The organism is Trinickia sp. Y13 (genome assembly GCF_029522115.1).
Lineage (GTDB): Bacteria > Pseudomonadota > Gammaproteobacteria > Burkholderiales > Burkholderiaceae > Trinickia.
The window spans coordinates 239,563-264,116 of record NZ_JAKWFK010000002.1; the positions used below are offsets into that span (position 1 = coordinate 239,563).

General features: G+C 64.3%; 19 protein-coding genes and 1 pseudogene. 3 read left to right on the forward strand and 17 right to left on the reverse strand.

Annotation, left to right across the window (positions count from 1 at the left end; genetic code table 11):
* Positions 1-115 precede the first annotated feature (115 nt).
* The 15 genes from MMB74_RS04150 to MMB74_RS04220 all read right to left on the reverse strand — a co-directional run bounded on the left by MMB74_RS04150 (position 116) and on the right by MMB74_RS04220 (position 17,870).
* Positions 116-1,903, reverse strand: coding sequence for an acyl-CoA dehydrogenase C-terminal domain-containing protein (locus MMB74_RS04150; protein WP_277427336.1), 1,788 nt, complete (start codon positions 1,901-1,903; stop codon positions 116-118).
* 73 nt (positions 1,904-1,976) lie between these two features.
* Positions 1,977-2,579: a TetR/AcrR family transcriptional regulator gene (locus tag MMB74_RS04155; RefSeq protein WP_277427337.1), complete on the reverse strand. Its 603-nt coding sequence runs from the start codon at positions 2,577-2,579 to the stop codon at positions 1,977-1,979.
* 147 nt (positions 2,580-2,726) lie between these two features.
* Entirely contained in the window at positions 2,727-4,001 is a 1,275-nt protein-coding gene (gene clsB, locus MMB74_RS04160; protein WP_277427338.1) for a cardiolipin synthase ClsB, read from the reverse strand.
* The gene (gene nudB, locus MMB74_RS04165; RefSeq protein WP_277427339.1) at positions 3,998-4,507 is read right to left on the reverse strand and encodes a dihydroneopterin triphosphate diphosphatase; all 510 of its coding nucleotides are present in this window, start codon (positions 4,505-4,507) and stop codon (positions 3,998-4,000) included. Before nudB ends, clsB begins: the two co-directional genes overlap by 4 nt.
* A gap of 261 nt (positions 4,508-4,768) precedes the next feature.
* Positions 4,769-6,571 carry an aspartate--tRNA ligase gene (aspS, locus tag MMB74_RS04170; protein WP_277427340.1) on the reverse strand — a complete coding sequence of 601 codons (1,803 nt, stop codon included), beginning with the start codon at positions 6,569-6,571 and terminating at the stop codon, positions 4,769-4,771.
* Positions 6,572-6,641: 70 nt separating this feature from the next.
* Positions 6,642-7,289, reverse strand: coding sequence for a DUF502 domain-containing protein (locus MMB74_RS04175; RefSeq protein WP_277427341.1), 648 nt, complete (start codon positions 7,287-7,289; stop codon positions 6,642-6,644).
* A gap of 147 nt (positions 7,290-7,436) precedes the next feature.
* Positions 7,437-7,772 carry an FmdB family zinc ribbon protein gene (locus MMB74_RS04180; protein ID WP_277427342.1) on the reverse strand — a complete coding sequence of 112 codons (336 nt, stop codon included), beginning with the start codon at positions 7,770-7,772 and terminating at the stop codon, positions 7,437-7,439.
* Between the two features lie 160 nt (positions 7,773-7,932).
* Entirely contained in the window at positions 7,933-8,586 is a 654-nt protein-coding gene (locus tag MMB74_RS04185) for a methyltransferase domain-containing protein (protein ID WP_277427343.1), read from the reverse strand.
* Between the two features lie 4 nt (positions 8,587-8,590).
* Positions 8,591-10,168, reverse strand: a complete 1,578-nt coding sequence (ubiB, locus tag MMB74_RS04190; RefSeq protein WP_277427344.1) for a ubiquinone biosynthesis regulatory protein kinase UbiB — start codon at positions 10,166-10,168, stop codon at positions 8,591-8,593.
* Between the two features lie 14 nt (positions 10,169-10,182).
* Positions 10,183-10,809: an SCP2 sterol-binding domain-containing protein gene (locus MMB74_RS04195; protein ID WP_277427345.1), complete on the reverse strand. Its 627-nt coding sequence runs from the start codon at positions 10,807-10,809 to the stop codon at positions 10,183-10,185.
* 128 nt (positions 10,810-10,937) lie between these two features.
* Entirely contained in the window at positions 10,938-11,939 is a 1,002-nt protein-coding gene (locus MMB74_RS04200) for a TIM44-like domain-containing protein (RefSeq protein ID WP_277427346.1), read from the reverse strand.
* 36 nt (positions 11,940-11,975) lie between these two features.
* On the reverse strand, positions 11,976-12,707 hold the full coding sequence (gene ubiE / locus MMB74_RS04205) for a bifunctional demethylmenaquinone methyltransferase/2-methoxy-6-polyprenyl-1,4-benzoquinol methylase UbiE (RefSeq protein ID WP_277427347.1): 732 nt from the start codon (positions 12,705-12,707) through the stop codon (positions 11,976-11,978).
* Positions 12,708-12,839: 132 nt separating this feature from the next.
* Positions 12,840-13,253 (reverse strand): DUF971 domain-containing protein, encoded by a 414-nt coding sequence (locus tag MMB74_RS04210; RefSeq protein ID WP_277427348.1) that lies wholly within the window; start codon positions 13,251-13,253, stop codon positions 12,840-12,842.
* A gap of 79 nt (positions 13,254-13,332) precedes the next feature.
* Entirely contained in the window at positions 13,333-13,761 is a 429-nt protein-coding gene (locus MMB74_RS04215; protein ID WP_277427349.1) for an HIT family protein, read from the reverse strand.
* 71 nt (positions 13,762-13,832) lie between these two features.
* Positions 13,833-17,870 (reverse strand): DUF3683 domain-containing protein, encoded by a 4,038-nt coding sequence (locus MMB74_RS04220; RefSeq protein ID WP_277427350.1) that lies wholly within the window; start codon positions 17,868-17,870, stop codon positions 13,833-13,835.
* 508 nt (positions 17,871-18,378) lie between these two features.
* On the opposite strand from MMB74_RS04220, the gene ilvA reads away from it, so the two are divergent.
* On the forward strand, positions 18,379-19,908 hold the full coding sequence (gene ilvA, locus MMB74_RS04225; RefSeq protein ID WP_277427351.1) for a threonine ammonia-lyase, biosynthetic: 1,530 nt from the start codon (positions 18,379-18,381) through the stop codon (positions 19,906-19,908).
* Between the two features lie 51 nt (positions 19,909-19,959).
* Positions 19,960-20,784: an NADPH-dependent 7-cyano-7-deazaguanine reductase QueF gene (gene queF / locus MMB74_RS04230; RefSeq protein ID WP_277427352.1), complete on the forward strand. Its 825-nt coding sequence runs from the start codon at positions 19,960-19,962 to the stop codon at positions 20,782-20,784.
* A gap of 64 nt (positions 20,785-20,848) precedes the next feature.
* Here the strand turns inward: queF and MMB74_RS04235 are convergent, their stop codons facing one another.
* The gene (locus tag MMB74_RS04235; RefSeq protein WP_277427353.1) at positions 20,849-22,342 is read right to left on the reverse strand and encodes a D-aminoacylase; all 1,494 of its coding nucleotides are present in this window, start codon (positions 22,340-22,342) and stop codon (positions 20,849-20,851) included.
* Positions 22,343-22,589: 247 nt separating this feature from the next.
* Between MMB74_RS04235 and MMB74_RS04240 the strand changes: the two genes are divergently transcribed.
* Positions 22,590-23,885, forward strand: coding sequence for an amino acid deaminase (locus tag MMB74_RS04240; RefSeq protein WP_277427719.1), 1,296 nt, complete (start codon positions 22,590-22,592; stop codon positions 23,883-23,885).
* 246 nt (positions 23,886-24,131) lie between these two features.
* Here the strand turns inward: MMB74_RS04240 and MMB74_RS04245 are convergent.
* Positions 24,132-24,539: pseudogene (locus MMB74_RS04245) on the reverse strand (MarR family transcriptional regulator); the annotation flags it as partial.
* Between the last annotated feature and the right edge of the window lie 15 nt (positions 24,540-24,554).

Sequence of the window (24,554 nt, forward strand, 5' to 3'; positions counted from 1 at the left end):
AGTCATGCATGTTCGCAGGCTCGGTGCGTACGTCGCACAGCGCCGAGCCGCGGTAAATCCGGTTGAGCGTGGCGCGCCGTCTCGTGCGCGCCGCGCGGCTTTGCATTGCGCAGACTTAGAACAGCGCTTCGTCGACTTCCATCAAAGTCTTGGAGCCTGCACGCGCCTCACGGATGGTCTTGGCCGTCTCGGGCAGCAGCTTGGCGAAGTAGAAACGCGCCGTGGCGAGCTTCGATTTGTAGAACGGATCGCCCGACGCTTCTTTGTCGAGCGCGATGCGCGCCATGCGCGCCCAGAAGTACGAGAACACGAGGTGGCCGACCGTGCGCAAGTACGGCACGGCCGCCGCGCCCACTTCGTCCTGGTTCTGCATCGCCTTCATGCCGATTTCCATCGTGAGTTTTTGCACCTTGTCGCCGATGTCGGCGAGCGGGTTGATGAACTCCTGCATCTCCGGCTTGACGCCTTCGGCTTCGACGAAATCGGTCACGAGCTTGCCGAACTTGCGCAGCTTGGCGCCCATATCGCCCAAGACCTTGCGGCCGAGCAAGTCGAGCGATTGCACCGCGTTCGTGCCTTCGTAGATCATGTTGATGCGGGCATCGCGCACATACTGCTCCATGCCCCATTCCTTGATGAAGCCATGACCGCCGAAGATCTGCATCGCGTGATTCGTGCATTCGAACGCGTTGTCCGACAGGAACGCCTTCAAGATCGGCGTGAGCAGCGCAACGAGATCGGCCGCTTCTTTGCGCACGGCTTCGTCACCGTGCGAGAGTTCCTTGTCGATCTGGACGGCGGACCAGTACGAGAACGCGCGCGCGCCCTCGGCATAGGCCTTTTGCGTGAGCAGCATGCGGCGCACGTCTGGATGCACGATGATCGGATCGGCGGGCTTGTCCGGCGCCTTCGGCCCCGTGAGCGAGCGCATCTGCAGACGCTCTTTCGCGTAGACCAACGAGTTTTGGTAGGCCACTTCCGTCAAGCCCAGGCTTTGCATGCCCACGCCCAAACGCGCCGCGTTCATCATCACGAACATCGCCTGCAGGCCACGGTTCGGTTCGCCGACGAGCCAGCCTTTCGCGTTGTCGAGGTTGATCACGCAGGTGGCGTTCGCATGAATGCCCATCTTATGCTCGATCGAGCCGCACTTCACGCCGTTGCGCTCGCCCGGCTCGCCCGCTTCGTTCGGCACGAACTTGGGGACGATGAACAGCGAGATGCCTTTCGTGCCGGGAGGCGCATCGGGCAGGCGTGCGAGCACGAGGTGGACGATGTTCTCGGCCAGGTCGTGTTCGCCGCTCGAGATGAAGATTTTGGTGCCGGTGATGAGGTAGGAACCATCACCGTTCGATTCTGCCTTCGTGCGCAAAATGCCGAGGTCGGTGCCGCAGTGCGGTTCGGTCAAGCACATCGTGCCGGTCCACTCGCCCGCCACGAGCTTGGGCAGATAGACTTTCTGCTGCTCGGGCGTGCCGTGCGCATGTAAGCACTCGTAGGCGCCGTGCGACAGGCCCGGATACATCGTCCACGCTTGGTTGGCCGAGTTCAGCATTTCGTAAAGCGCGTTGTTCACGAATGCGGGCAGCCCCTGGCCGCCGTATTCCGGATCGCAGCCGAGCGCAGGCCACCCCGCTTCGACGTATTGGCGGTAAGCCTCCTTGAAGCCCTTGGGCGTGGTCACCACACCGTCGCCCGCGTACGTGCAGCCTTCCTGGTCGCCGCTTTGATTGAGCGGGAACAGCACCTGCGCGCAGAACTTGCCGGCTTCTTCGAGCACCTGGTTGATCGTGTCGACATCCAGATCGGCATGCTTGGGCATGCCCTTCACTTCGTCTTCGACGTTCAGCAGTTCGTGCAGCACGAATTGCATGTCGCGCAGCGGCGCGGCGTACTGACCCATGACTTCCTCCAAAGGTTTCCAACGATGAGATCGAGCGGCCTGCCAGGTCGATGCGCCGAACATGACCTCGCAACTACCGGCGGCTCTCGCTCTGATACGAAACAATCGTTTTTTCCAACGCGGCCCACGTGAGGCGCTCGGCATCGGGCAGATGCAGAAAGCGCGCGTCGTGATGCAGGCCGAGCGTGAAGCTATACAGTTCGAACAACATCAAATCCGGATCGGTGTCCGAGCGCAAATGTGCTTCTTCGACAGCTTGCGAAATGGCGCGCAGCAACGCCGCCCGCCAAGTCGATACGCTCAGCACCAGTTGCTCGCGAACCGGGTTGTCGCCACGGTCGTCGTATTCGACCGCGCCGCTGATGTAGATGCACCCCGTCGTGACTTCCTGGATGCGCCGCTCCATCCAGCGGCCGAGCATCGCGCGCAAGCGCGGCAAGCCGCGCGGCTCGCGCAGGCTCGGGAAAAACACCTCCTCCTCGAAACGGCGGTGGTATTCCCGAACGACCTCCACCTGCAGATCCTCGCGCGAGCCGAAATGCGCGAAGACGCCGCTCTTGCTCATCTGCATCCGCTCGGCGAGCAAGCCGATCGTCAAGCCTTCGAGCCCGTCCCGGCTCGCTAAATCGAGCGCTGCGTCTAGAATTGCAGCTCGCGTTTGTTCACCTTTTCGCATAGCGTCTCTATACCGTTCTTATAGCTGTGCAACCAAAAAATCGAACGGCCGTACTATTATTGAGCGCGACCGTCCTTGAAACAAGGACTTTATTAGAAACCGGAATCTAACCTGACGGGGCGACAACCCACGTAGGGACGGATCGGCCTAGTCGTAACCGCCGACGGTCAACAGCTTCATCACCGCCCGATACAGCGCATAGGCGAACCAATTGGTCAGCCGCTCGGGCAACGTCCGAGCGGCGTAGCACACCGCATCGATCGGGCGCGCTTCGTCGAACGCCGTCAGTATCGCTTCGCGCAACTGCGCAATTTCCGGATGCTCGATCAGCACGACGTTCGCTTCATTGTTGAGCACGAGGCTCAGCGCGTCGAGGTTCGAGGATCCGACCGTCGCCCAGTCCGAATCGACGACGGCCACTTTGCCGTGCAACATCGTCTTCTCGTACTCGCCGATCTGCACGCCTGCTTTCAGAAGAACGCGGTAGAGATACGGCACGGCCCAGTCGAGCGCGGCGAATTCCTTGCGGCCCACGAGCAGGCGCACGGCTACGCCACGCCGCGCCGCACGCACGAGCGCGCGACGCAGCTTGCGGCCCGGCATGAAATACGGGTTCGCGAGCAGAACTTCATGCCGAGCTCGTCCAATGGCGACGAGATACGCCTTCTCGATTGCGCGCCGATTCACGAAGTTATCGCGCGCGACGAACGCCACGCTCGGCGCTTTCAGTGCGCGCCGGGCCGCGCGAGCAGCCGATTCCTTCCTCGCGTCGCTCTCGCGTGACATCGCCTTCGTCAACGGCACGAGCGCGCGCGACATCGATTCCGCGTAAGGGCGATGCCCGAGCGTCAAGCGCCGCCACTGCGCATCCAGCGCCGCGCGCACGTCTGCGACCACGGGCCCCGTCAACTCGACGGCGAAATCCCAGCGAGGATGCTCGAGACGGCCGCTCGTGGCCGCGAAGTCGTCCACGACGTTGATGCCGCCGCAGAACGCCACGCGCTCGTCGACGAGCGCGAGCTTGCGATGTGTGCGCGACAGGCCGAAGCGCCCAAACAGGCCCAGCAAACCGGGGTTGTAGATGCGATGCTCGACGCCGGCCGCGACCCACTCGTCGAATAGCGCGAGCCGGCCCGTGCCCAAGCCGTCGGTGATCACGCGCACCCGCACGCCGCGCAGCGCCGCGCGCACGAGCGCGTCGGACACCGGGCGGCCGGCCTCGTCATCGCAAAAGATATAGGTTTCGATCGAGACGCTGACGCGGGCGGCATCGACGTGCGCAATCAACGCGGCAAAGTAGTCGGCACCGCTTGCGAAGAGCCGCACCCCATTGCCGGCCGTGAAATGAAGCCGCGAGGCGCGGCGTCGCGATACGAGCGCCCGACCGATGCGCGCGAGGCGGCGCGCGCCCCGGTGGCTCATGCGCCTTCGGGCCGCTGCACAGCGCCCGCGAGCGACGCGCCCGCGTGGAGGCGCCGCGGCAGTTGCAAGATGGCGTCGCGGTTCGACGACGAGAAACAGCGCACCGCGGCTTGCTCGTACGGCAGCCAGAGGTGCGCCGTGTGCTCCCGCGGCGCGAGCGTGACTTCCAGCCGGTGCGGGACTTCGAGCCCGAACCAGTGTTCGACATTGCGCGTGACGCCTTCGGCATAGCGATGACGCCAGACCGGATAGATCTCGTATTCGATCTGCTCGCCCCAATCGACGAGCGCGTCGGCGCTCACGAGGGCGCTTCCCACGACGATGCCGGTTTCTTCCGCCACCTCGCGCGCAGCGGTTTCTTCGAGCGGTTCATCGATACGATCTTTCGAGCCCGTCACCGACTGCCAAAAGCCGGGCCGGTCGGCGCGCTCGATGATCAGCACGTCGAGCGCGGGCGTGTAGATGACGACGAGGACGGACTCCGGAATTTTCGGCGGCTTGAGCATGGTGTCGGATGGGTGCGCGTTTGCCCGTCAGCATAGCGCGTGAGACAGATGTATGCGATACACGCGGTGCGGCGACGCGTCGATGAGGCCCGCCGGGCGCGCAATGAGCAGAGCAATGCCGCCCTGCGTCGGTAAGCGATCACGGTAGACGCGGCCGCTCCCACACCCGGTAACGAAAACACCCCGTAAATCGGAGGCTATCCAATATACGGGGTGCTCACGTCGAAAACCGCCTTTCGGGCAGCGACCGGCAGGCGGTCGTCAGGCCTTCGGCTGCTCCGGCTGACGCAGGCGGATATGCAACTCGCGCAATTGACGCTCGTCCACCGCGCTCGGCGCCTGCGTGAGCAGACACTGCGCGCGCTGCGTCTTCGGGAAGGCGATGACGTCGCGAATCGAATCGGCGCCGGCCATCATCGTGACGATGCGATCGAGACCAAATGCGATGCCGCCATGCGGCGGCGCGCCGTATTGGAGCGCATCGAGCAGGAAGCCGAATTTGGCCCGCGCTTCCTCGGCGCTGATCTTCAGTGCGCGGAAGACCTTGCTCTGCACCTCTTCGCGGTGGATCCGCACCGAGCCGCCGCCGATTTCCCAGCCGTTGAGGACCATGTCGTAAGCCTTGGCGAGGCAGCGACCCGGATCCGATTCGAGGAATTCCAGGTGTTCGTCCTTCGGGCTCGTGAACGGATGGTGAGCCGCCACGTAGCGCGCCTCTTCCTCGTCGTACTCGAACATCGGGAAGTCGACGACCCAAAGCGGCTTCCAGCCGGCTTCCACGAGCCCATTCGCCTTGCCGAATTCGGAATGGCCGATCTTCAGGCGCAGCGCACCGAGACTGTCGTTGACCACCTTCGCGCGATCGGCCGCGAAGAAAATGATGTCGCCGTCTTGCGCGCCCGTGCGCTCGAGGATGGCCGCGATCGCCGCGTCATGCAGGTTTTTCACGATCGGGCTTTGCAAGCCGTCGCGGCCCTTCGCCACCTCGTTGACCTTGATCCACGCCAGGCCCTTCGCACCGTAGATGCGCACGAATTCGGTGTAGCCGTCGATATCGCCGCGCGAGAGCTCGCCGCCCTTGGGCACCCGCAGCCCCGCCACACGGCCGTCCTTCGTGTTGGCCGGCGCGCTGAACACCTTGAAGTCGACATCCTTCATCGCATCGGTGAGCTCGGTGAACTCGAGCTTCACGCGCAGGTCGGGTTTGTCCGAGCCGAAACGCGCCATCGCTTCGGAGTACTGCATGACCGGGAACGGCGCGTCGAGCGCGATGCCGATCGTCTCCGAAAAGACGTGGCGAATCATCTGCTCGAACAGATCGCGAATCTCCTGCTCGCCGAGGAACGAAGTTTCGCAGTCGATCTGGGTGAATTCGGGCTGACGATCGGCGCGCAGATCTTCGTCGCGAAAGCACTTCACGATCTGGTAGTAACGATCGAAGTTCGCGACCATCAAGAGCTGTTTGAACAACTGCGGCGATTGCGGCAACGCGAAGAATTGCCCGGCGTTCACACGCGAGGGCACGAGATAATCGCGTGCGCCTTCGGGTGTGCTCTTCGTGAGCATCGGCGTTTCGATGTCGATGAAGCCTTGCGCGTCCAGATATTTGCGCACTTCCATCGCGACGCGATAGCGCAAACGCAGGTTGTTCTGCATTTGCGGACGGCGCAGGTCGAGCACGCGGTGCGTGAGGCGCGTCGTTTCCGAGAGGTTGTCGTCGTCGAGTTGGAACGGCGGCGTGATCGATGCGTTGAGCACCGTCAACTCATGGCAAAGCACTTCGATCTTGCCGCTCTTCAACCCGGCATTGGTCGTGCCTTCCGGACGGTTGCGCACGACGCCCGCCACGCGCACGCAAAACTCGTTGCGCACGCCTTCGGCCGCCTTGAACATCTCGGCACGGTCCGGGTCGCAGACGACTTGAACCAAGCCTTCGCGATCGCGCAAGTCGATGAAGATGACGCCGCCATGGTCGCGCCGGCGATGCACCCACCCGCACAGCGAAACGGTTTGGCCCAGCAGGTGTTCGGTCACCAGACCGCAGTATTCAGATCTCATCGACATGGTATTCGTCTTTCGTTTGGCATAAAGGGGCAACGCGCGGCGAACTCGCTCGCGGCGCGGCGCCTAGGGTCTAAAGGGGCGGCTCGACCGGACGGCGGGCCGGCACGCTCGCCGGACCTTGCGGGGCGACGACGCCCATCGAGACGATGTACTTGAGCGCGGCATCGACAGTCATATCGAGCTCGACGACTTCCGCTTTGGGCACCATCAGGAAAAAGCCCGACGTCGGGTTCGGCGTCGTCGGCACATACACGCTGACATGCTCGGCTTGCAGGTGATTGACGACATCGCCGCCCGGCGTGCCCGTGAGGAACGCGATGGTATACGAGCCGCGCCGCGGGTATTCGATCAGGAGCGCTTTGCGGAACGCATTCCCGCTGCTCGAAAGCAACGTGTCCGACACCTGCTTCACGCTCGTGTACAGCGGGCCGACGATTGGAATGTGCCGCACGATCGCATCCCACCACGTGACGAGCTTCTGGCCGACGAAGTTCTGCGTGAACAAGCCTACGATGAAGATGAACGCGAGCGTGAGCAACGCCCCGACGCCTGGCAGGTGAAAGCCGAACAATTTCTCGGGTTGCCACGCCGAGGGCAGCAGCAACAGCGTCTGGTCCATCGTGCCGATGATGAGCCCCAGCACCCAAAGCGTGATCGCCAAGGGCACGAGAACCAGCAAGCCGGTCAAAAACACGGATTTCAGCGTCGTCTTCTTCATGTCTACCGCCAGGGAACCGCTTCTAAAGGAATCGGCGCGCGTCCTAGCGCCGGCGCACATCGAGAGCCGATGCGCGAACGGGCGCGAGGGCGCGTGCAGCGACCGGCGCGCAGATGCGGGCGGCGGCGCGTGCTAGCGATGCGGCGCTTACGCGTCGGTCGCGGCCGACGCGCTGCTAGCGGCCGGTTGCGCGGCCGCGCTGTCCGACTTCGTTTCCGACTTCGTTTCGGCCTTCGCTTCAGGCTTGGCCTCGGCATTGGCTGCTCCGGCGCTCGAGGCGGCCCCTTTCGAGCCGTTCGAGCCGCCGCGGAAATCGGTGACATACCAGCCGGAACCCTTGAGCTGGAAACCGGCGGCCGTTACCTGTTTGCGGAACGAGTCCTTCTCGCAATGCGGACACTGCGTTAGCGGCGCGTCGCTCATCTTTTGGAGCACATCCTTCTCGAAGCCGCACGATTCGCAACGGTAGGCGTAGATCGGCATGATTCTGTTCCCGACTATTTCCGACAAAAAAACGGTTGAGCGCTTGCAAAGCGTTGAATTATAGCCGCAATTGGCCGCACCCCGTGATCCGGGCGCAGCCCTGCGCGGTTTGCGAGATGGGGGCGTGGTCGCAAAAAATCAACCCCGGGGGGCCGGGCGATCAACGCCTACGCCAGGTCATCCAGCGCTCTCGCCCCGCGAACACCGGGATCGAATCGCTGACCGCTTCGTCCTCGACCAGCTCGAACGAGTCACCCAGCAATGCGTCGAGGTCGGCACGCGATATGCCGAACGGCGGGCCTTTCGGCGATTCGTCGAAAAAGAAGAACCCGGCCAGCACGGCTCCGGGCCGAAGCAGTTCCGCCATCCGAGCCGCATAGTCGGCGCGGCGCTTGGGCGGCAACGCGCATAGAAACGCGCGCTCGTAAATCCACTCGGGCGCGAATGGCGGACGATAGGTGAAGAAATCGGCTTGCTCGACGAGCGCGGCGCGGGCCCCGAGCTGCTTGCGCGCCACGGCGACGGCATCCGCCGAAAAATCGATCGCGCGCACAGTCCAACCGGCTTGCGCCAGCGCAGCGGCCTCGTGCGCGCTACCGCACCCGGGGATCAACACGGTCCGCGGCGCGCTTCGCGCGACGAAGTCGGCGAACGCCGAAGGCACGCCGGCCTGGTCCCACGGCGTGTAGCCCTCGCGAAATCGTTCGTCCCAAAACTCCGCGGTGTTTGGATCCCGCGTCGAGAAAACCGGGCTTGCGCCGCCGGCGCTCGTGTGGGCGGCGGCGCGCGGACCGGGCGCGGAGGATTTGGCCATGGCGTTACGCTCCGTAAGCGAGGGCGAGCCATGCTCGGGCCAGCACGGCGCCCGCGCCCGCGGCCACGCCGAACAACAACAGCGCTTGGAGCAGACGGTTCGTGCGCTTTTGCTCGAGCAACAGCAGTTTGATGGCGGTATCTTGCGTGTGGCGCCCGCCGTCTTGCCGCTCAGCGAGGATGTGGTGCACGAGCCGCGGCAACTGCGGCAGCGTTTTGCTCCACTGCGGCGCCTCGACCTTGAGCCGCTCGTACCAGCCGCGCCAGCCGATCTGCTCGTTCATCCACCGCTCGAGATAGGGTTTGGCCGTCTTCCACAAATCGAGCTCGGGATCGAGCGAGCGGCCGAGGCCCTCGACGTTGAGCATCGTCTTTTGCAGCAGCACGAGCTGCGGCTGAATCTCGACGTTGAAGCGGCGCGAGGTGGAGAAAAGACGCAACAACACCTGCCCGAGCGAGATGTCCTTCAACGCCCGGTCGAAATACGGCTCGCACACCGCGCGAATCGCGCTCTCGAGTTCTTCGACCCGCGTCGAGGGCGGCACCCATCCCGATTCCAAATGCAGCGTCGCCACGCGGTGATAGTCGCGCTTGAAGAACGCAAGGAAGTTTTGCGCCAGGTAATTCTTGTCGAAGTCGGACAGCGCGCCGATGATGCCGAAATCGAGCGCGATATAGCGCCCGAAGTGCGCCGGGTCGAGGCTGACCTGAATGTTGCCGGGGTGCATATCGGCATGAAAGAAGCCATCGCGAAACACCTGCGTGAAAAAAATCTCGACGCCTTCGCGCGCAAGCTTCGGGATGTCGACGCCCGCCGCCCGCAGCGTCTCCACCTGGCTGATCGGCACGCCAACCATGCGCTCCATCACGAGCACGTTCTGGGTGCAAAACTCCCAGTACATTTCGGGGACGAGCAGCAAATCGAGGCCCGCGAAATTGCGCCGCAATTGGCTGCCGTTGGCCGCCTCGCGCATGAGGTCGAGTTCGTCGTGCAGGTACTTGTCGAACTCGGCGACCACCTCTCTCGGCTTGAGCCGCTTGCCGTCGGCCCAGATCCGCTCGGCCCAGGTCGCCAGATCGCGCAACAGTGCGAGATCCGAATCGATGACGGGCAGCATGTTCGGCCGCAGCACCTTGATCGCGACGTCCTTGCCTGCATGTTGGCCCGACTTCACCTTCGCGAAATGCACCTGCGCTATCGACGCGCTCGCCACGGGCACGCGCTCGAACTCGTCGAACAATACGTCCACGCGCGCGCCGAGCGATCTTTCGATGATTTCGATCGCGACGTCGGAGTCGAACGGCGGCACCTGATCTTGCAACTTGGCCAGTTCGACGGCGACTTCGGCCGATAGCAGGTCTCGGCGTGTGGAGAGCACCTGCCCGAACTTGACGAAGATCGGGCCCAAGCTTTCGAGCGCGAGCCGCAGCCGCACGGCCGGCGGCGCCTTGAACCGGCGGCCGACCGTCGTGATGCGCAGCAAAAAACGCACGCGGCGATCGCTGATGCGATTGAGCATCATTTCGTCGAGCCCGAAGCGCACGACGGTGTACACGATCTTGAAAAAACGCAGTAGACGCATGGCTGGCCCGCGGACTAACGTACGCGGCGCAACGCGCCTGCCTGGCGCGCAAGCGCCTGCTGATCGAGACGCTCGATCCGTTTTTCGACGCGCGCCAGTGCATCGCGGGTACGCGCCAGTTCGGCGTTGAACGCGTCGAGCGCACGGCGGCGCACGAGCTGCGGCTTCTCGTCGAGCAGATATTCGGCAATCGAATCGCGCAGGCTGCGACCCGCACGCAAGGCCTGATCTCCCGCCGCCCGCACGAGGCCAGCGGCGCGGTGGGCTGGTGCGTCGCCGATCAATTTCGCTAAATCCTCCTCGGGCTCCCAGCGCAAGTGCTCGGCCAGCTTCGCGAGCTGCGTGGCCAATTCGGCGTCGCCTTCGATCTTCACGTGCTTCATCACCGCCGCCTGACCGCCTTGCATGAAGGCCGGGAGGGCATCGGGACCGATCGCCAGCGAAACGTCGACGGCTCTCGCATCGCTTGCATCGACGGCCGCAAGGTAGCCGTCCGACTCGATGGCGAAGGTCAAAACGATCGAGGAAAACGCGAGACGGGCCGTCTTGCCGGCGTAAGGCGCGAGGCGCTCGCGCGCCCAGGCTTCGCGAGCGAGCAAGTGGTTGACGGCGGCGGCAAAGGGCTTGGCGGCAAGAGTCATCGGGTAGGAATAAAAAGCCCGCGCCGGCGGCAGCCGATGCGGGCCTCTATTGTAGCGCCCGACGCCCGGGCGCTACCGCCGGCCAAACGACTCGGCACGAATGCCCCGAGCCGAACGGACGGCGCCGCTCAATGCACGGCAGCCTGCTCGATACCGGCGAGCACCCATCCTGCGCCGGCCTGCTTGGGCTTGCTCAACTGCCAGATTTCGGCGAACGGCTGCGCCGCCTGGCCGGAAACCTCGCGGATCAGGCCGCTGTAACGCACGCTCGCGCGATATTCGAGGGGATCTTCCGCGAGATCGATCAGTTCGGCATTGAGCTGCACGACATCGGTCTGGTTGCGCTCGCCGGCCTGGGCGGCATGCTCGAGCTTGAGTTCGGCGAAGACTTCGGGCGTGGAGAACGTGCCGATATCGGCGAGATTGCCCGCATCCCATGCGGCCTGGAGACGCACGAAATTCACCTTCGCGTGATGCAAGAAAGCCGCTTCGTCGAAATCGTCCGGACGCGCGAAGGCCGCGTGCCCCGCATCGGCCACGGCGGACGAGCCCGAGGCGCTCATGGCTTGTGACTTGGCCGTCAGATCCGTGAAGACGTCGTGGCGCACCGACGAGGCGCCGCCGGCCCCCGCCAGCGCGGGCGTGATTGCGCCGCGGCGGCGCAGGGAAAGCAGTTTGCGCACGAGCCAAATCCCGACCATCGCCATCAGCGCGATCACGATGACGTTTGCCATCGCGCTCGCGAATGCCCCGCCTAGACCGAAGTGCGACAGCAACGCGGCGATGCCCAGGCCCGCCGCCAACCCGGCGATCGGCCCAAGCCAGCGCGAGCGCGCCGGGGTGGCCTGCGCGGGCTGTGGATTTTGCGTGCGCTGCGCTTGCGCGCCGGCAGGCGTTTGCGCGCCCGAAGACGCCGTGCGGGTCGATTGCTGGGCGGGCGGCGTGACGTCGCGCTGCATCGTGGCCTGCGATTGCCGGCCGAAGCTACGGCTGCCGCCCATGCGTTTGGCCTCGGCATCGAGCGTCGCAAGCGTACCGGCGGCTAGCATCGTCGCCACTGCAAAGAGCCTGATTCGCTTCGTCAAATGCCATGAAAGCTGTTTGGAAGAATGAGAAAGCGAATCGGCCATTGCAGTATTCCTTATAAAAACAATGAGTTAGAGGTTCTAATACTTCACCCCCACGTGCAAGGCTACCACGCCAGCTGACAAATTGTAATATTTCACGCTGTCGAGACCGGCCTGCTCCATCATCGTCTTCAAGGTGTCTTGATCTGGATGCATGCGGATCGACTCCGCAAGATATCGGTAACTGTCGGCATCTTTCGCGAATTTGGCGCCTAACCAAGGCAAAACCTTGAAGGAATAGACGTCATACGCCTTCTTCAGCGGCTCCCACACCTTCGAGAATTCCAGCACGAGCAAACGGCCGCCCGGCTTGAGCACGCGCCGCATCTCAGAAAGGGCGACTTCCTTGCGCGTCATGTTGCGCAGGCCGAAGGCGACCGTCGCCACGTCGAAGTAATTGTCGGGAAACGGAATTTTCTCGGCGTCGCAGAGCAGCGCGGGGGTGACGAGGCCACGGTCGAGCAGGCGGTCGCGCCCCACGCGCAGCATCGATTCGTTGATGTCGGTCAGCCAGACCTCGCCGGTCGGTCCCGCCTGTTTGGCGAACGCGCGAGACAAATCGCCCGTGCCGCCCGCGATGTCGAGCACCTTGAAGCCGGGGCGCACGTGCGCCTGCGCGATCGTGAACTGCTTCCAAACGCGGTGCAGCCCGCCCGACATCAAGTCGTTCATCAAGTCGTAATTGGTCGCGACCGAGTGGAATACGCCCGCCACCTTCTTCGCTTTTTCCTGCTCGTCGACGGTTTCGAAGCCGAAGTGGGTCTTGCTCATCGCGTTATCCTCCGCGTTTTTCAAATAGGTGCGCGATCGTATCAGCGCACGCCGCGCCGTTCCAGCGAGCGCCGTTTGCAGGCAAGGACAAATGGCCGCGAACGACTCGCGAAGCGGCCCCTGCTAGTGCGGTCAGTGGCAGTGGCCGCGCGCGGCGGCGGGCGCGGCCATCGGCGCGTCGCGATCGACGCCGGCGGCTGCAAGCCTATCGAAGTAGCTGCGCCACAGCTCGTCCTGGCGCGTCGCCAGTTCGTGGAGCAAATCCCACGAATAGATGCCCGTCGAATGGCCATCGGAGAAGGTAGGCTGCAGCGCATAGTTGCCGACCGGCTCGAGCGAGACGATCGACACCTCGCGCTTGCCCGTTTGCAGGGTTTCCTGTCCCGGCCCGTGTCCGCGCACTTCGGCCGACGGCGAATACACCCGCATCAGTTCGAAAGGAATCCGGTAGCTCGCGCCGTCCCCATACTGCAGCTCCAGCGTGCGCGATTTTGCATGAACGACGATGCCCGTGGGCACCGGCGTGCGCGAAGTCATTCCGCTCATTGCTTGCCTCTCGTTCGATTCAGCGATCGGATTGCGCGCCCTCCTGCGGCGGCGCGTCGCATCCCACGGCAGCCGGGCTTCACATGCCCGCCTGCGTCATTTCCTGGCGCAGCGCGTCGGCGATCAGCGTGGCTTGTGCGCGCCGCTGCGACAGCAATGCCTCGGAGACGGACCGCTGCCGCGGCGCCCAGATCGGCAGCGGAAAATGCGCATCGTTCGAAAACCGCGGAATCACGTGCCAATGCACGTGCGGCACCTGGTTGCCCAGACTCGCGAGATTCACCTTGGTAGGGGCCAGCACGCGCCGTACCGCGCGCTCGGTCGCATACACGGCCAGCATCACGCGTTGACGCTCCTGGGATGCCAAATCCGAAAACTCGGCCACGTGGGCGTTCCAAACCACGCGGCACAAGCCCGGATAGTCGTGCTCGTCGGCCAATACGACGCGCAATGCATCGTCCTGCCAGAGCACGACGCCGCCTTCCTCACGGCAAAATACGCAATCCATGATCGCCCCTTCGCGTTCGACCCACGACGGCGAGCGCGGTTACACGCGTGCGCAGTTGCACGCGTGCGCTATTACACCAGCACCCGCTCGATCCCGCCATCGTTCGCGCGTTGAACGTAATCGGCCATCCAGTCCTCGCCCAGAAGGAGGCGCGCCATCTCGACGACGATGTAGTCGGCTTCGATATCGGCATCCTCGTTGTAGCGCGAGAGTCCTTGCAAGCACGACGGGCAGCTCGTCAGTATCTTGACGTCGGCCGAACCGTTGGCCGCCGCGCCGCCGTCGGCCGCGCCCGAATTCGGGTTCGCCGAGGCGACCGGAATCTCGCGCAGCTTGGCCGCGCCCTTGCGGATTTCTTCTTCCTTACGGAAGCGCACCTGCGTCGAAATGTCGGGGCGGGCCACCGCGAAAGTGCCCGACTCGCCGCAACAGCGCTCGTTCTTCTCGATCTTGTAGCCGTCGTTGCTCGAACCCATCAACTCATTGACGAGCTTGACCGAATCCATCGTCTTGATCGGCGTATGGCACGGGTCGTGGTACATGTAGCGCGTGCCTTTGACGCCGTCGAGCTTGATCCCCTTTTCCAGCAGGAACTCGTGGATGTCGATGATGCGGCAGCCCGGGAAGATCTTCTCGAATTCGTAGCCGGCCAGCTGATCGTAGCAGGTGCCGCACGAGACGACCACGGTCTTGATGTCGAGATAGTTCAGCGTGTTGGCCACTCGGTGGAACAGCACCCGGTTGTCCGTGACGATCTTTTCCGCTTTGTCGTACTGTCCCGAGCCGCGCTGCGGATAGCCGCAGCACAGATAGCCAGGCGGCAGCACAGTCTGCACGCCCGCTTCCCACAGCATCGCCTGCGTCGCCAGACCCACCTGCGAGAACAGCCGCTCGGAGCCGCAGCCCGGGAAGTAGAACACCGCCTCCGAATCGACGGTCGTCGTCTTCGGATTGCGGATGATCGGCACGATCTTGTTGTCCTCGATATCGAGCAACGCGCGCGCCGTCTTCTTCGGCAAATTGCCGGGCATCTTCTTGTTGACGAAGTGGATCACCTGCTCGACCACCGGCGGTTTGCCCGTGGTCGCGGGCGGATGCGCCGTTTGCTTCTTGGCGAACTTCTTCAAGATGTCGTTGCCGAGCCGCTGAGCCTTGTAGCCGACGCCCATCATCGCCGTGCGGGCGAGATTGATCGTCTGCGGATTGGTCGCGTTCAGGAAGAACATGCCCGCAGCCGAACCGGGGTTGAACTTCTTCTTGCCCATCTTGCGCAACAAGTTGCGCATGTTCATCGAGACATCGCCGAAGTCGATCTTGACCGGGCACGGCGTCACGCACTTATGGCACACCGTGCAGTGATCGGCCACGTCGTTGAATTCGTCCCAGTGCTTGATCGACACGCCGCGGCGCGTCTGTTCTTCGTACAAGAACGCCTCGATCAGCAGCGAAGTGGCCAAGATCTTGTTGCGCGGGCTGTAGAGCAAGTTCGCGCGCGGCACGTGCGTCGCGCACACGGGCTTGCATTTGCCGCAACGCAGGCAGTCCTTCACCGAATCGGCGATCGCGCCGATATCGGACTGCTGCATGATCAGCGATTCGTAGCCCATGAGGCCAAAGCTCGGCGTGTACGCGTTGCGCAAGTCGGCGCCCGGCAGCAGCTTGCCTTTGTTGAAGCGGCCCTGCGGGTCGATGCGCTCCTTGTATGCACGGAAATCGGCGATCTCGTCTTCTGTGAGGAATTCGAGCTTCGTGATGCCGATGCCATGCTCGCCCGAGATCACGCCGTCGAGCGAGCGCGCCAGCTTCATGATGCGCTCGACCGCTTTGTGCGCGTCTTGCAGCATCTCGTAGTTGTCGGAGTTGACGGGGATGTTCGTATGAACGTTGCCGTCGCCGGCGTGCATGTGCAGCGCGACGAACACGCGAGCGCGCAGCACGCGCTTGTGGATCGCCTGCGCTTCGTCGAGGATCGGCTTGAACTCCCCTCCGTTGAAAATCTGGCGCAGCTCCGCGCGGATTTCCTGCTTCCAAGAGGCGCGAATCGTCCGGTCTTGCGTCACGTGGAAAACCGTCACGCCCGGCTGATCGTCCACGCGATCGGCGAATTTTTCGGCAAGCGCCTCGTAGCCCAGTTGCACGAGGTAGTGCTGCGCCTCGCGCAGCGGCAAGTCGAGCTTGTCGCGCAAGAAGGTCCAGCGCGCGCGCACGCGCTGCAGCAGTTGCTGCGCTTGCTGCACCCGGTCTTCGAGCAATTCGGCGCTGGGGATCTCGTTGGCGTCGTCGGTCTTGCCGAGCGGCAAATTGCCGCCCTTGAAGAACGCTTCGAGTGCGTCGACGAGCTCCAGCTTGTTCTTGATCGACAGCTCGATGTTGATGCGCTCGATGCCGTCGGTGTACTCGCCCATCCGGTTCAGCGGGATGACCACGTCTTCGTTGATCTTGAAGGCGTTCGTATGCTTGGCGATCGCGGCCGTGCGGCTGCGGTCGAGCCAGAACCGCTTGCGCGCTTCCGCGCTGACGGCGACGAACCCCTCGCCGCTCTTGCCGTTGGCCATGCGCACGACTTCCGAGGTGGCCGCGGCCACCGCATCGGCGTCGTCGCCGACGATGTCGCCGATCAGGACCATCTTCGGAAACGCGTTGCGCTTCGATTTCGTCGCGTAGCCGACCGCGCGCAGGTAGCGCTCGTCCAAGTGCTCGAGCCCGGCGAGAATCGCGCCGCCGCGCTTGGACGTCTCGAACAGGTAATCCTTGATTTCGACGATGCTCGGGATCGCTTCGCGCGCCTGGCCGAAAAATTCGAGGCACACCGTGCGCGTGTGGGCCGGCATCTTGTGCAACACCCAGCGCGCCGACGTGATCAAGCCGTCGCAGCCTTCCTTCTGCACGCCCGGCAGGCCGGCGAGGAATTTGTCGGTCACGTCCTTGCCGAGACCTTCCTTGCGAAAGCGCCGACCTTCGATCGAGAGCGTCTCGGTGCGCAGCAAGCGCTCGCCCGGGCCGAACTCGCCATCGAACCACTTCAGCTCGAAGCGCGCGACATCGACGTCGTGGATCTTGCCGCGATTGTGCTCGAGCCGCGTGACTTCGAGCCAGTTACCCTCCGGATCGACCATCCGCCACCAGGCCAGATTATCGAGCGCCGTTCCCCACAGCACGGCCTTCTTGCCGCCCGCGTTCATGGCCACGTTGCCGCCGATGCAGGAGGCGTCGAGCGAAGTCGGATCGACGGCGAACACATAGCCCGCGGCCTCGGCGGCTTCGGTCACGCGGCGCGTGACGACCCCCGCGCCCGAGAAGATCGTCGGGGTTTTGGTGGGCACGCCCGGCAGCTCGGTCAGTTCGACCGCGCCTAGCTGCTCCAGCTTTTCCGTGTTGATGACGGCCGCAAACGGCGTGAGCGGCACCGCGCCGCCGGTGTAGCCCGTGCCGCCTCCGCGCGGGATCACCGTCAGTCCGAGCTCGAAGCACGCTTTGACCAGACGCGCCATCTCGGCTTCCGTATCGGGCGTCAACACGACGAACGGATACTCGACGCGCCAATCGGTCGCATCGGTCACATGCGACACCCGCGAGAGGCCGTCGAAGCGAATATTGTCCTTCTGCGTGCACCGGCCCAGCGCCTTGGTGGCCCGGCGGCGCAGATCGGCCATCGCGCCGAACTCCGCCGCAAACGATTCGACGGCGCGCCGGGCTGCGGCGACGAGCATCTCGACGCGCGCGGCGCGCTCGAGTCCCGCCTCGTCGGCATGCTCCGTCAAATCGGCGCGGCGGCGCTTTTCGATTTCGTTCAATCGGTGGTTCAGCGCCTCGATCAGCAACGCGCGCCGCTTCGGATTGTCGAGCAGGTCGTCTTGCAGATACGGGTTGCGGCGCACCACCCAGATATCGCCGAGCACTTCGTACAACATGCGCGCCGACCGGCCCGTGCGGCGCTCGGCGCGCAGCTCGTCGAGCACTTTCCACGGTTCGTCGCCGAGCAGGCGGATCACGATCTCGCGATCGGAGAACGACGTGTAGTTGTACGGAATCTCGCGCAAGCGCGGTTCGGCGTCGGCGGCGACAGTGGCCGCGGCGCCATGCGGGTCGAAGACTTGAGGTGCGTTCATGGTCGGACGGATCGATAGGCCGGACAAAGCGTCGATCGACGACTGCGGCCGGCAATGCGCGACACGCGCAATGATTTTTGGAAACTGGGCGTCGAGAGCGAGCGGTCGTGGCGCCCGTAGGCGCAAGCGCGGCCGACTCTAATCAGAAGCACGATCGTGCGTGACGGGCATGCCGCTGCGCCGCGGGACGCGCTTCCCGCGGGGCTGGGGTGAGTGAGGCGGTCCGTGGCTGCCAGCGCATTATCCGGTCCTGGTCTTAAAACAGAATTCTACCGCATCATCCGGATATGCGTGGACCGTCGATTTCGCGACCGGGACGCCCGCGGCGGCGCGCCCGAAACACCGATATAGCGGCCCGCGCGCGCCCGACCGACCGTCCATCCGGTCAATGCGGATTTGCTCGCAAACGCCCGGCATTGCCGCTCCAACGAGGAAAAGCGTAGGCCGTTGGCGCTATCATTGACGTTTTCGCACCCGACCTACGCCGAGCGCCGCGCGCGCAACTCCCATGTCCTCATCCCACGATTACCTGAAGAAAATCCTGACCGCCCGCGTGTACGACGTGGCCCGAGAAACGGAACTCGAACCGGCGCGCAATTTGTCGACTCGCCTGTCCAATCGTGTCTTTCTGAAGCGCGAGGACAACCAGCCCGTGTTCTCGTTCAAGTTGCGCGGCGCGTACAACAAGATGGTTCACATCGACGCCGACGCGCTGGGGCGCGGGGTCATCACCGCTTCGGCCGGCAATCACGCGCAAGGCGTCGCCTATTCGGCAGCGCGCCTGGGCGTCAAAGCCGTCATCGTCGTGCCGGTCACGACGCCGCAAGTGAAAGTGGACGCCGTGCGCGCGCATGGCGGGCCGACGGTCGAAGTCGTGCAAGCCGGCGAATCGTACAGCGACGCCTACGCGCACGCGATCGAACTGCAAAAGGCGCGGGGCCTGACCTTCGTGCACCCGTTCGACGATCCCTACGTGATCGCGGGCCAAGGCACCGTCGCGATGGAAATCCTCAGCCAACACCAGGCGCCCATTCACGCCATCTTCGTGCCGATCGGCGGCGGCGGCCTGGCCGCGGGAATCGCCGCGTACGTCAAAGCCGTCCGCCCGGACATCTTGGTCATCGGCGTGCAAACGGAGGACTCGTGCGCGATGGCGCAGTCGGTGCGCGCGGGCGAACGCGTGACGCTGCAGGAGGTCGGGCTCTTCTCGGACGGCACGGCCGTCAAGCTCGTCGGAGAGGAGACTTTCCTCCTGTGCCGCGAGCTGTTGGACGACATTCTCACGGTCGATTCCGATGCCCTGTGCGCCGCCATCAAGGATGTCTTCCAAGACACGCGCAGCGTGCTGGAGCCGGCCGGCGCATTGTCGGTGGCCGGGGCCAAGCAATATGCCGAGCGCACGGGTGTGACCGGAAAGACGCTGGTGGCCGTCACCTCCGGCGCGAACATGAACTTCGATCGCATGCGCTTCGTCGCCGAACGCGCCGAGGTGGGCGAGGCGCGCGAAGCCGTCTTCGCCGTGACGATTCCCGAGGAGCGCGGCAGCTTCAAGCGCTTTTGCGAACTCGTGGGCGGGGAGCGCAGCGTGACCGAATTTAACTATCGGATCGCCGATGCGAGCGCGGCGCATATCTTCGTCGGCGTGCAAATCAAGAGCCGCGGCGAATCGGCCGCCATTGCGAGCACGTTCGAAGCGCACGGCTTTCCCACCGTCGACCTCACGGGCGACGAGCTTTCCAAGCAGCACATCCGCTACATGGTGGGCGGGCGCTCGCCACTCGCGCACGACGAGCGTCTGTTCCGCTTCGAATTTCCGGAGCGCCCGGGCGCGCTGATCAAGTTCCTCTCGTCGATGGCGCCCGATTGGAACATCAGCCTGTTCCATTACCGCAACCAAGGCGCGGATTACAGCTCGATCCTCGTCGGCATCCAGGTCCCGCAAGCCGATAACGCGGCGTTCGCGGCGTTCTTGTCGACGCTCGGCTATCCGTATTGGGACGAAAGCAGCAATCCCGTTTACCGGCTGTTTCTTGCATGAGACCAGCCAGCCGCGCGTGCTGACGCCGGCGCCCGAACATCACCGAACCCGATGACTCCCGAACACTCCCCGCTCGGCAAGAGCACCACCTACACCGAGCAGTACGATCCGGCACTGCTGTTTCCGATCGCGCGCAGCCAAGGCCGCGAAGCGATCGGGATCGGCGCGGCGCTGCCGTTCTTCGGCACCGACATCTGGAACGCTTACGAGCTGTCCTGGCTCAATGCGCGCGGCAAGCCGCAGATCGCGATCGCGACGTTCTTCGTGCCGGCCGAATCGCCGAACATCGTCGAATCGAAATCGTTCAAGCTTTATCTCGGCTCGTTCGCGCAAACGCGGGTCGAGTCGATCGACGCGCTGCGCGACACGCTCAAGCGCGACGTATCCGCGGCGTGCGGCGCGACGGTCTCGGTGCGACTCACCGCGCCCGTCGATTTCGCCAAGCTGGAATTCGACGAGTTCGAAGGCCTCTCGCTCGATCGGCTCGATCTCGATGCGAGCGTGTACGAGCCCGATCCAACACTGCTTACGGCCGCGTTCGACGAAGCGCCCGTGGAAGAAACCCTGTACTCCAATCTGTTGAAATCCAATTGCCCAGTGACGGGGCAGCCCGATTGGGGCAGCGTGCAGATTCACTATGTCGGCCCGCAAATCGATCACGCAGGGTTGCTGCGCTACATCATCTCGTACCGGTTGCACACGGGCTTTCATGAGCAATGCGTGGAGCGCATCTTCATCGACATCCTGCGCAAGTGCCACCCGCTGAAACTGGCCGTCTACGCGCGCTATACGCGGCGCGGCGGGCTCGACATCAATCCGTTCCGCACCAACTACAACCTGCCGATGCCCGACAACGCGCGCACCGCACGGCAATAGCGCAAGGCGATATCGCGCGGCGCGGCGACGGCGCGAACACGCCGATATGCCGTGGCCGCGAGGCTCAAAACGGTTCGGATGCAGGCGCCGCGGCGTCACCGGCGGCCGCTGCCCCGCGCGGCACGAAGCGGCCCGCGCGCTGCCCCGAAGCCGCACGGTCGCGATACGACAGCACACCGTTGACCCAGACGGCCTCGATCCCGTCGGCCACTTGGCGCGGGTTGTCGAACGTCGCGGCATCGCGCACGCGAGCACGATCGAACAGGACGAGATCGGCGTGGTAGCCGACATGAATTTCGCCGCGACGCTCGAGGCCGAAGCGACGCGCCGACAACCCCGTCATCTTGCGCACGGCCTCCTCCAACGGTATCAGTTGCACGTCGCGCGCGTAATGACCGAGCACGCGCGGGAACGTGCCCCATAGCCGGGGATGGGGCAGCGGATCGTTGGGCAGGCCGTCGGAGCCGACCATCGTCGCCGGATGCGCAAGGATGCGCCGAACGTCCTCCTCCGACATGTTGTGATAAACGGCCCCGGCCGGTTGCAGACGCTGCGCCGCTTCCTGCTGCGTCACGCCCCACTCGTTCGCGATCGCCGACAGCAATTTGCCCGAGGCTTCGGGATGAGGCGTCGACCAGGTCACGGTGATGTCGATGTCGCCCGTGACCTGCTTCAGGTCGAGCGTCGTCGAACTACGGTCGTAGGGATAACAGTCGCAGCCGATGCGCTGCGCGTCCCGCGCCCGTTCGAGCGCGGCCAGCACCTCGATGCTGCGTCCCCAGTTGCGCGGCCCCGCACATTTCAAGTGCGACACGATCACCGGCACGCGCGCATGACGGCCGATGCGGCAGGCTTCGTCGAACGCGTCCAAGATGGCTTCGAATTCGCTGCGCATATGCGTTGCATAAAGCGCCCCCGCTTGTGCGAGCGGTTCGGCGAGCGCCATCACTTCCTCGGTAGGCGCGCTGAACGCCGACGCATAAGCGAGCCCCGAGCTCAATCCGAGCGCCCCATGCTCGAGCGCCTCGACGAGCTGCGCCCGCATCGCGTCGATTTCAGCTGGCGTGGCGGCGCGATCGAGCCGGTCCATATGATTGCTGCGCAATGCGGTATGGCCGACCAACGCCGCCACGTTGACAGCCGGGTGCGCCGCGTTGACGGCGTCGACATACGCGGCGAACGTAGGGTAGCGAAAGGCGTCGCGCTCGCCGAGCAGGTTCATCGGATCGGGCGGTTGCGCGCGCAGCGTGACGGGCGAGGCGCTAATGCCGCAGTTGCCGACGACCACCGTCGTGACGCCCTGCGAGAGCTTGGGCAACATTTCCGGTTCGCGAATGACGTGCGTATCGTCGTGCGTGTGGACGTCGATGAAACCTGGCGCAAGTGCGCGACCGTCCGCTTCGACGATCTCTTCCGCGATCCAATTCGACAGGTTGCCGACGGCGGCGATTTTATCGCCGCGAATGGCGACATCGCGCACGACCGGCGGCTTGCCGGTGCCATCGTAGAGCGTTGCGCCGTAGATGAGCGTATCGGCGGCTTCGGGATGAGAATGCATAGGCGTCTCCGAATGCGAATTGGGGGTGCAAATGCGGGTGCGATTGGCGATTGGCGATTGCTGGGGCGGCCGCGGATCGGGTGCGGGTTGGCTGAGGCTTCGGGTGCGGCGAAAGCCGGCGGCAAGTCCAACGGCACAGCGCGACGTCGACGATTCGGGCAATCCTACTCGCACTTTCGGTACCATGGGGGCCCAAACGTCGGCTATGTCGCCGGCGCACGTTTTTGCGAGGACGATTCCGATGACATTGACGATGACGAGCTACTCGTCCGCTTCTATCGATCCGCTCGGCAAGGGGCTCGGCACGGTCCCGAGCGCGAGCGTGCCCCTCGCGCAAGCCGCGAATCTCGAATGGAACTTGCTGGACGAGGACGTGAGCTTGCCCGCCGCCGTTCTGTATGAGGACCGGATCGAGCACAACCTCAAATGGATGCAGGCGTTCGTCTCCGAATACGGCGTGCAGCTCGCGCCACATGGCAAAACGACGATGGCGCCGCAGCTCTTTCGACGGCAGATCGAAACGGGCGCCTGGGGCATCACCCTCGCGACCGCGCATCAAACGCGGGCGGCCTATCACGGCGGCATCGAACGCGTGTTGATGGCGAACCAGCTCGTGGGCAAGCACAACATGGCGATGATCGCCGAATTGCTCAGCGATCCGGACTTCGAATTCTTCTGTCTCGTCGATTCGGTCGATGGCGTCGACCAGCTCGGCGCGTTCTTCAAGGCGGCGGGCCGCCGCCTGCAGGTGTTGATCGAGCTCGGCGTGGCGGGCGGGCGCACCGGCGTGCGCGACGATGCCCAGCTCGACGCGGTGCTGTCGGCCATCGCTCGCCACGAGGGAACGCTGCTGCTCGCGGGCATCGAATTGTACGAGGGCATCATTTCCGACGAGCAAGCGGTGCGCGCGTTCTTGCGCCGCGCCGTGCAGACGACCGAACGGCTGGCCGCGGATGGCCGCTTCCAACGCACGCCGGCCCTGCTCTCCGGCGCGGGTTCGGCCTGGTACGACGTGGTGGCGGAAGAGTTCGCCGCCGAGTCCAAAGCAGGTGCGATCGAAGTCGTCCTGCGCCCGGGCTGCTATCTGACTCATGACGTCGGCGTCTACAAGAAAGCGCAAAGCGAGATCCTCGCGCGCAATCCGATCGCCAAGAAGATGGGCGAGGCGCTCTTGCCGGCGCTGCAGTTGTGGGCTTATGTGCAGTCGATTCCCGAGCCCGATCGAGCGATCGTCGGATTCGGCAAGCGCGACGCCGCGTTCGACGCGGGAATGCCGGTTGCCGCGCGCCATTACCGGCCCGGCGCCGGCGCCGGCGCCGGCGCCGCGCACCCGCGCACGGTTGCGCCGAAAGAAGGCTGGGAAGTCACTGGGATGATGGATCAGCATGCGTATCTGCGCATCCCCGCAGGCGCCGATCTGAAAGTCGGCGATATGCTGGCGTTCGACATCTCCCACCCTTGCCTGACGTTCGACAAGTGGCGTCAGTTGCTGGTCGTCGATTCGAGCTACCGCGTCAAGGAAGTGGTCGAGACGTTCTTCTGAGTCGCGGGACGGCATGGGGGCGCTGGGAGCAAGGCGCCGCCGTGCCGAGCGGCTTCAGCGGGTTGGGGCTGCCGACGATGAGCCCGCGCCGCGAGAGGCGTCGGCTGTATCGGGTGCATCTAGGTCATCGGCCGCATCTGGCGCACCTGCGGTATCTGCCTCATCGGCCGTCTCCGGCGCATCGCGACCGATGGGGGCTCGATCTCCTGCGTCGCCCGGCAGCGGCACGCATTGTCCGAGCCCGGCGATGCGCGCCTCGAGCTTGGTCAAAGCATCGGATAGGGCGGCCAGGGCTTCGTCTGGCAATGCACCCATCGTTTCACGCAGGAACACGTTGCGCTGCGGCAAGCTCGCCTCCACGGCGCGCCGCCCTTCGCTCGTCAAGCGCACGTTCGTAATGCGGTTGTCGCGCGTGTCGCTGCTGCGCTCGACCCACCCGATCGCCTCCAGGGCCTTCAATTGACGCGTGAGCGCGCCCGGATCGATGCGCAACCGCTCGACGAGCCGCTTTTGCGACCACGCTGCGTCCGGCTCCGTCAACGCGAGCAAGATACGCCAGCGCGGCATGGCATGTCCGACCTGCGACTCGAAAGCCGACAGGAACGCCCGGTAGGTCCGGCCGAACTGCTGAACGATGGCGACGTAATCTTCCATGGTGTAACCCTTGTT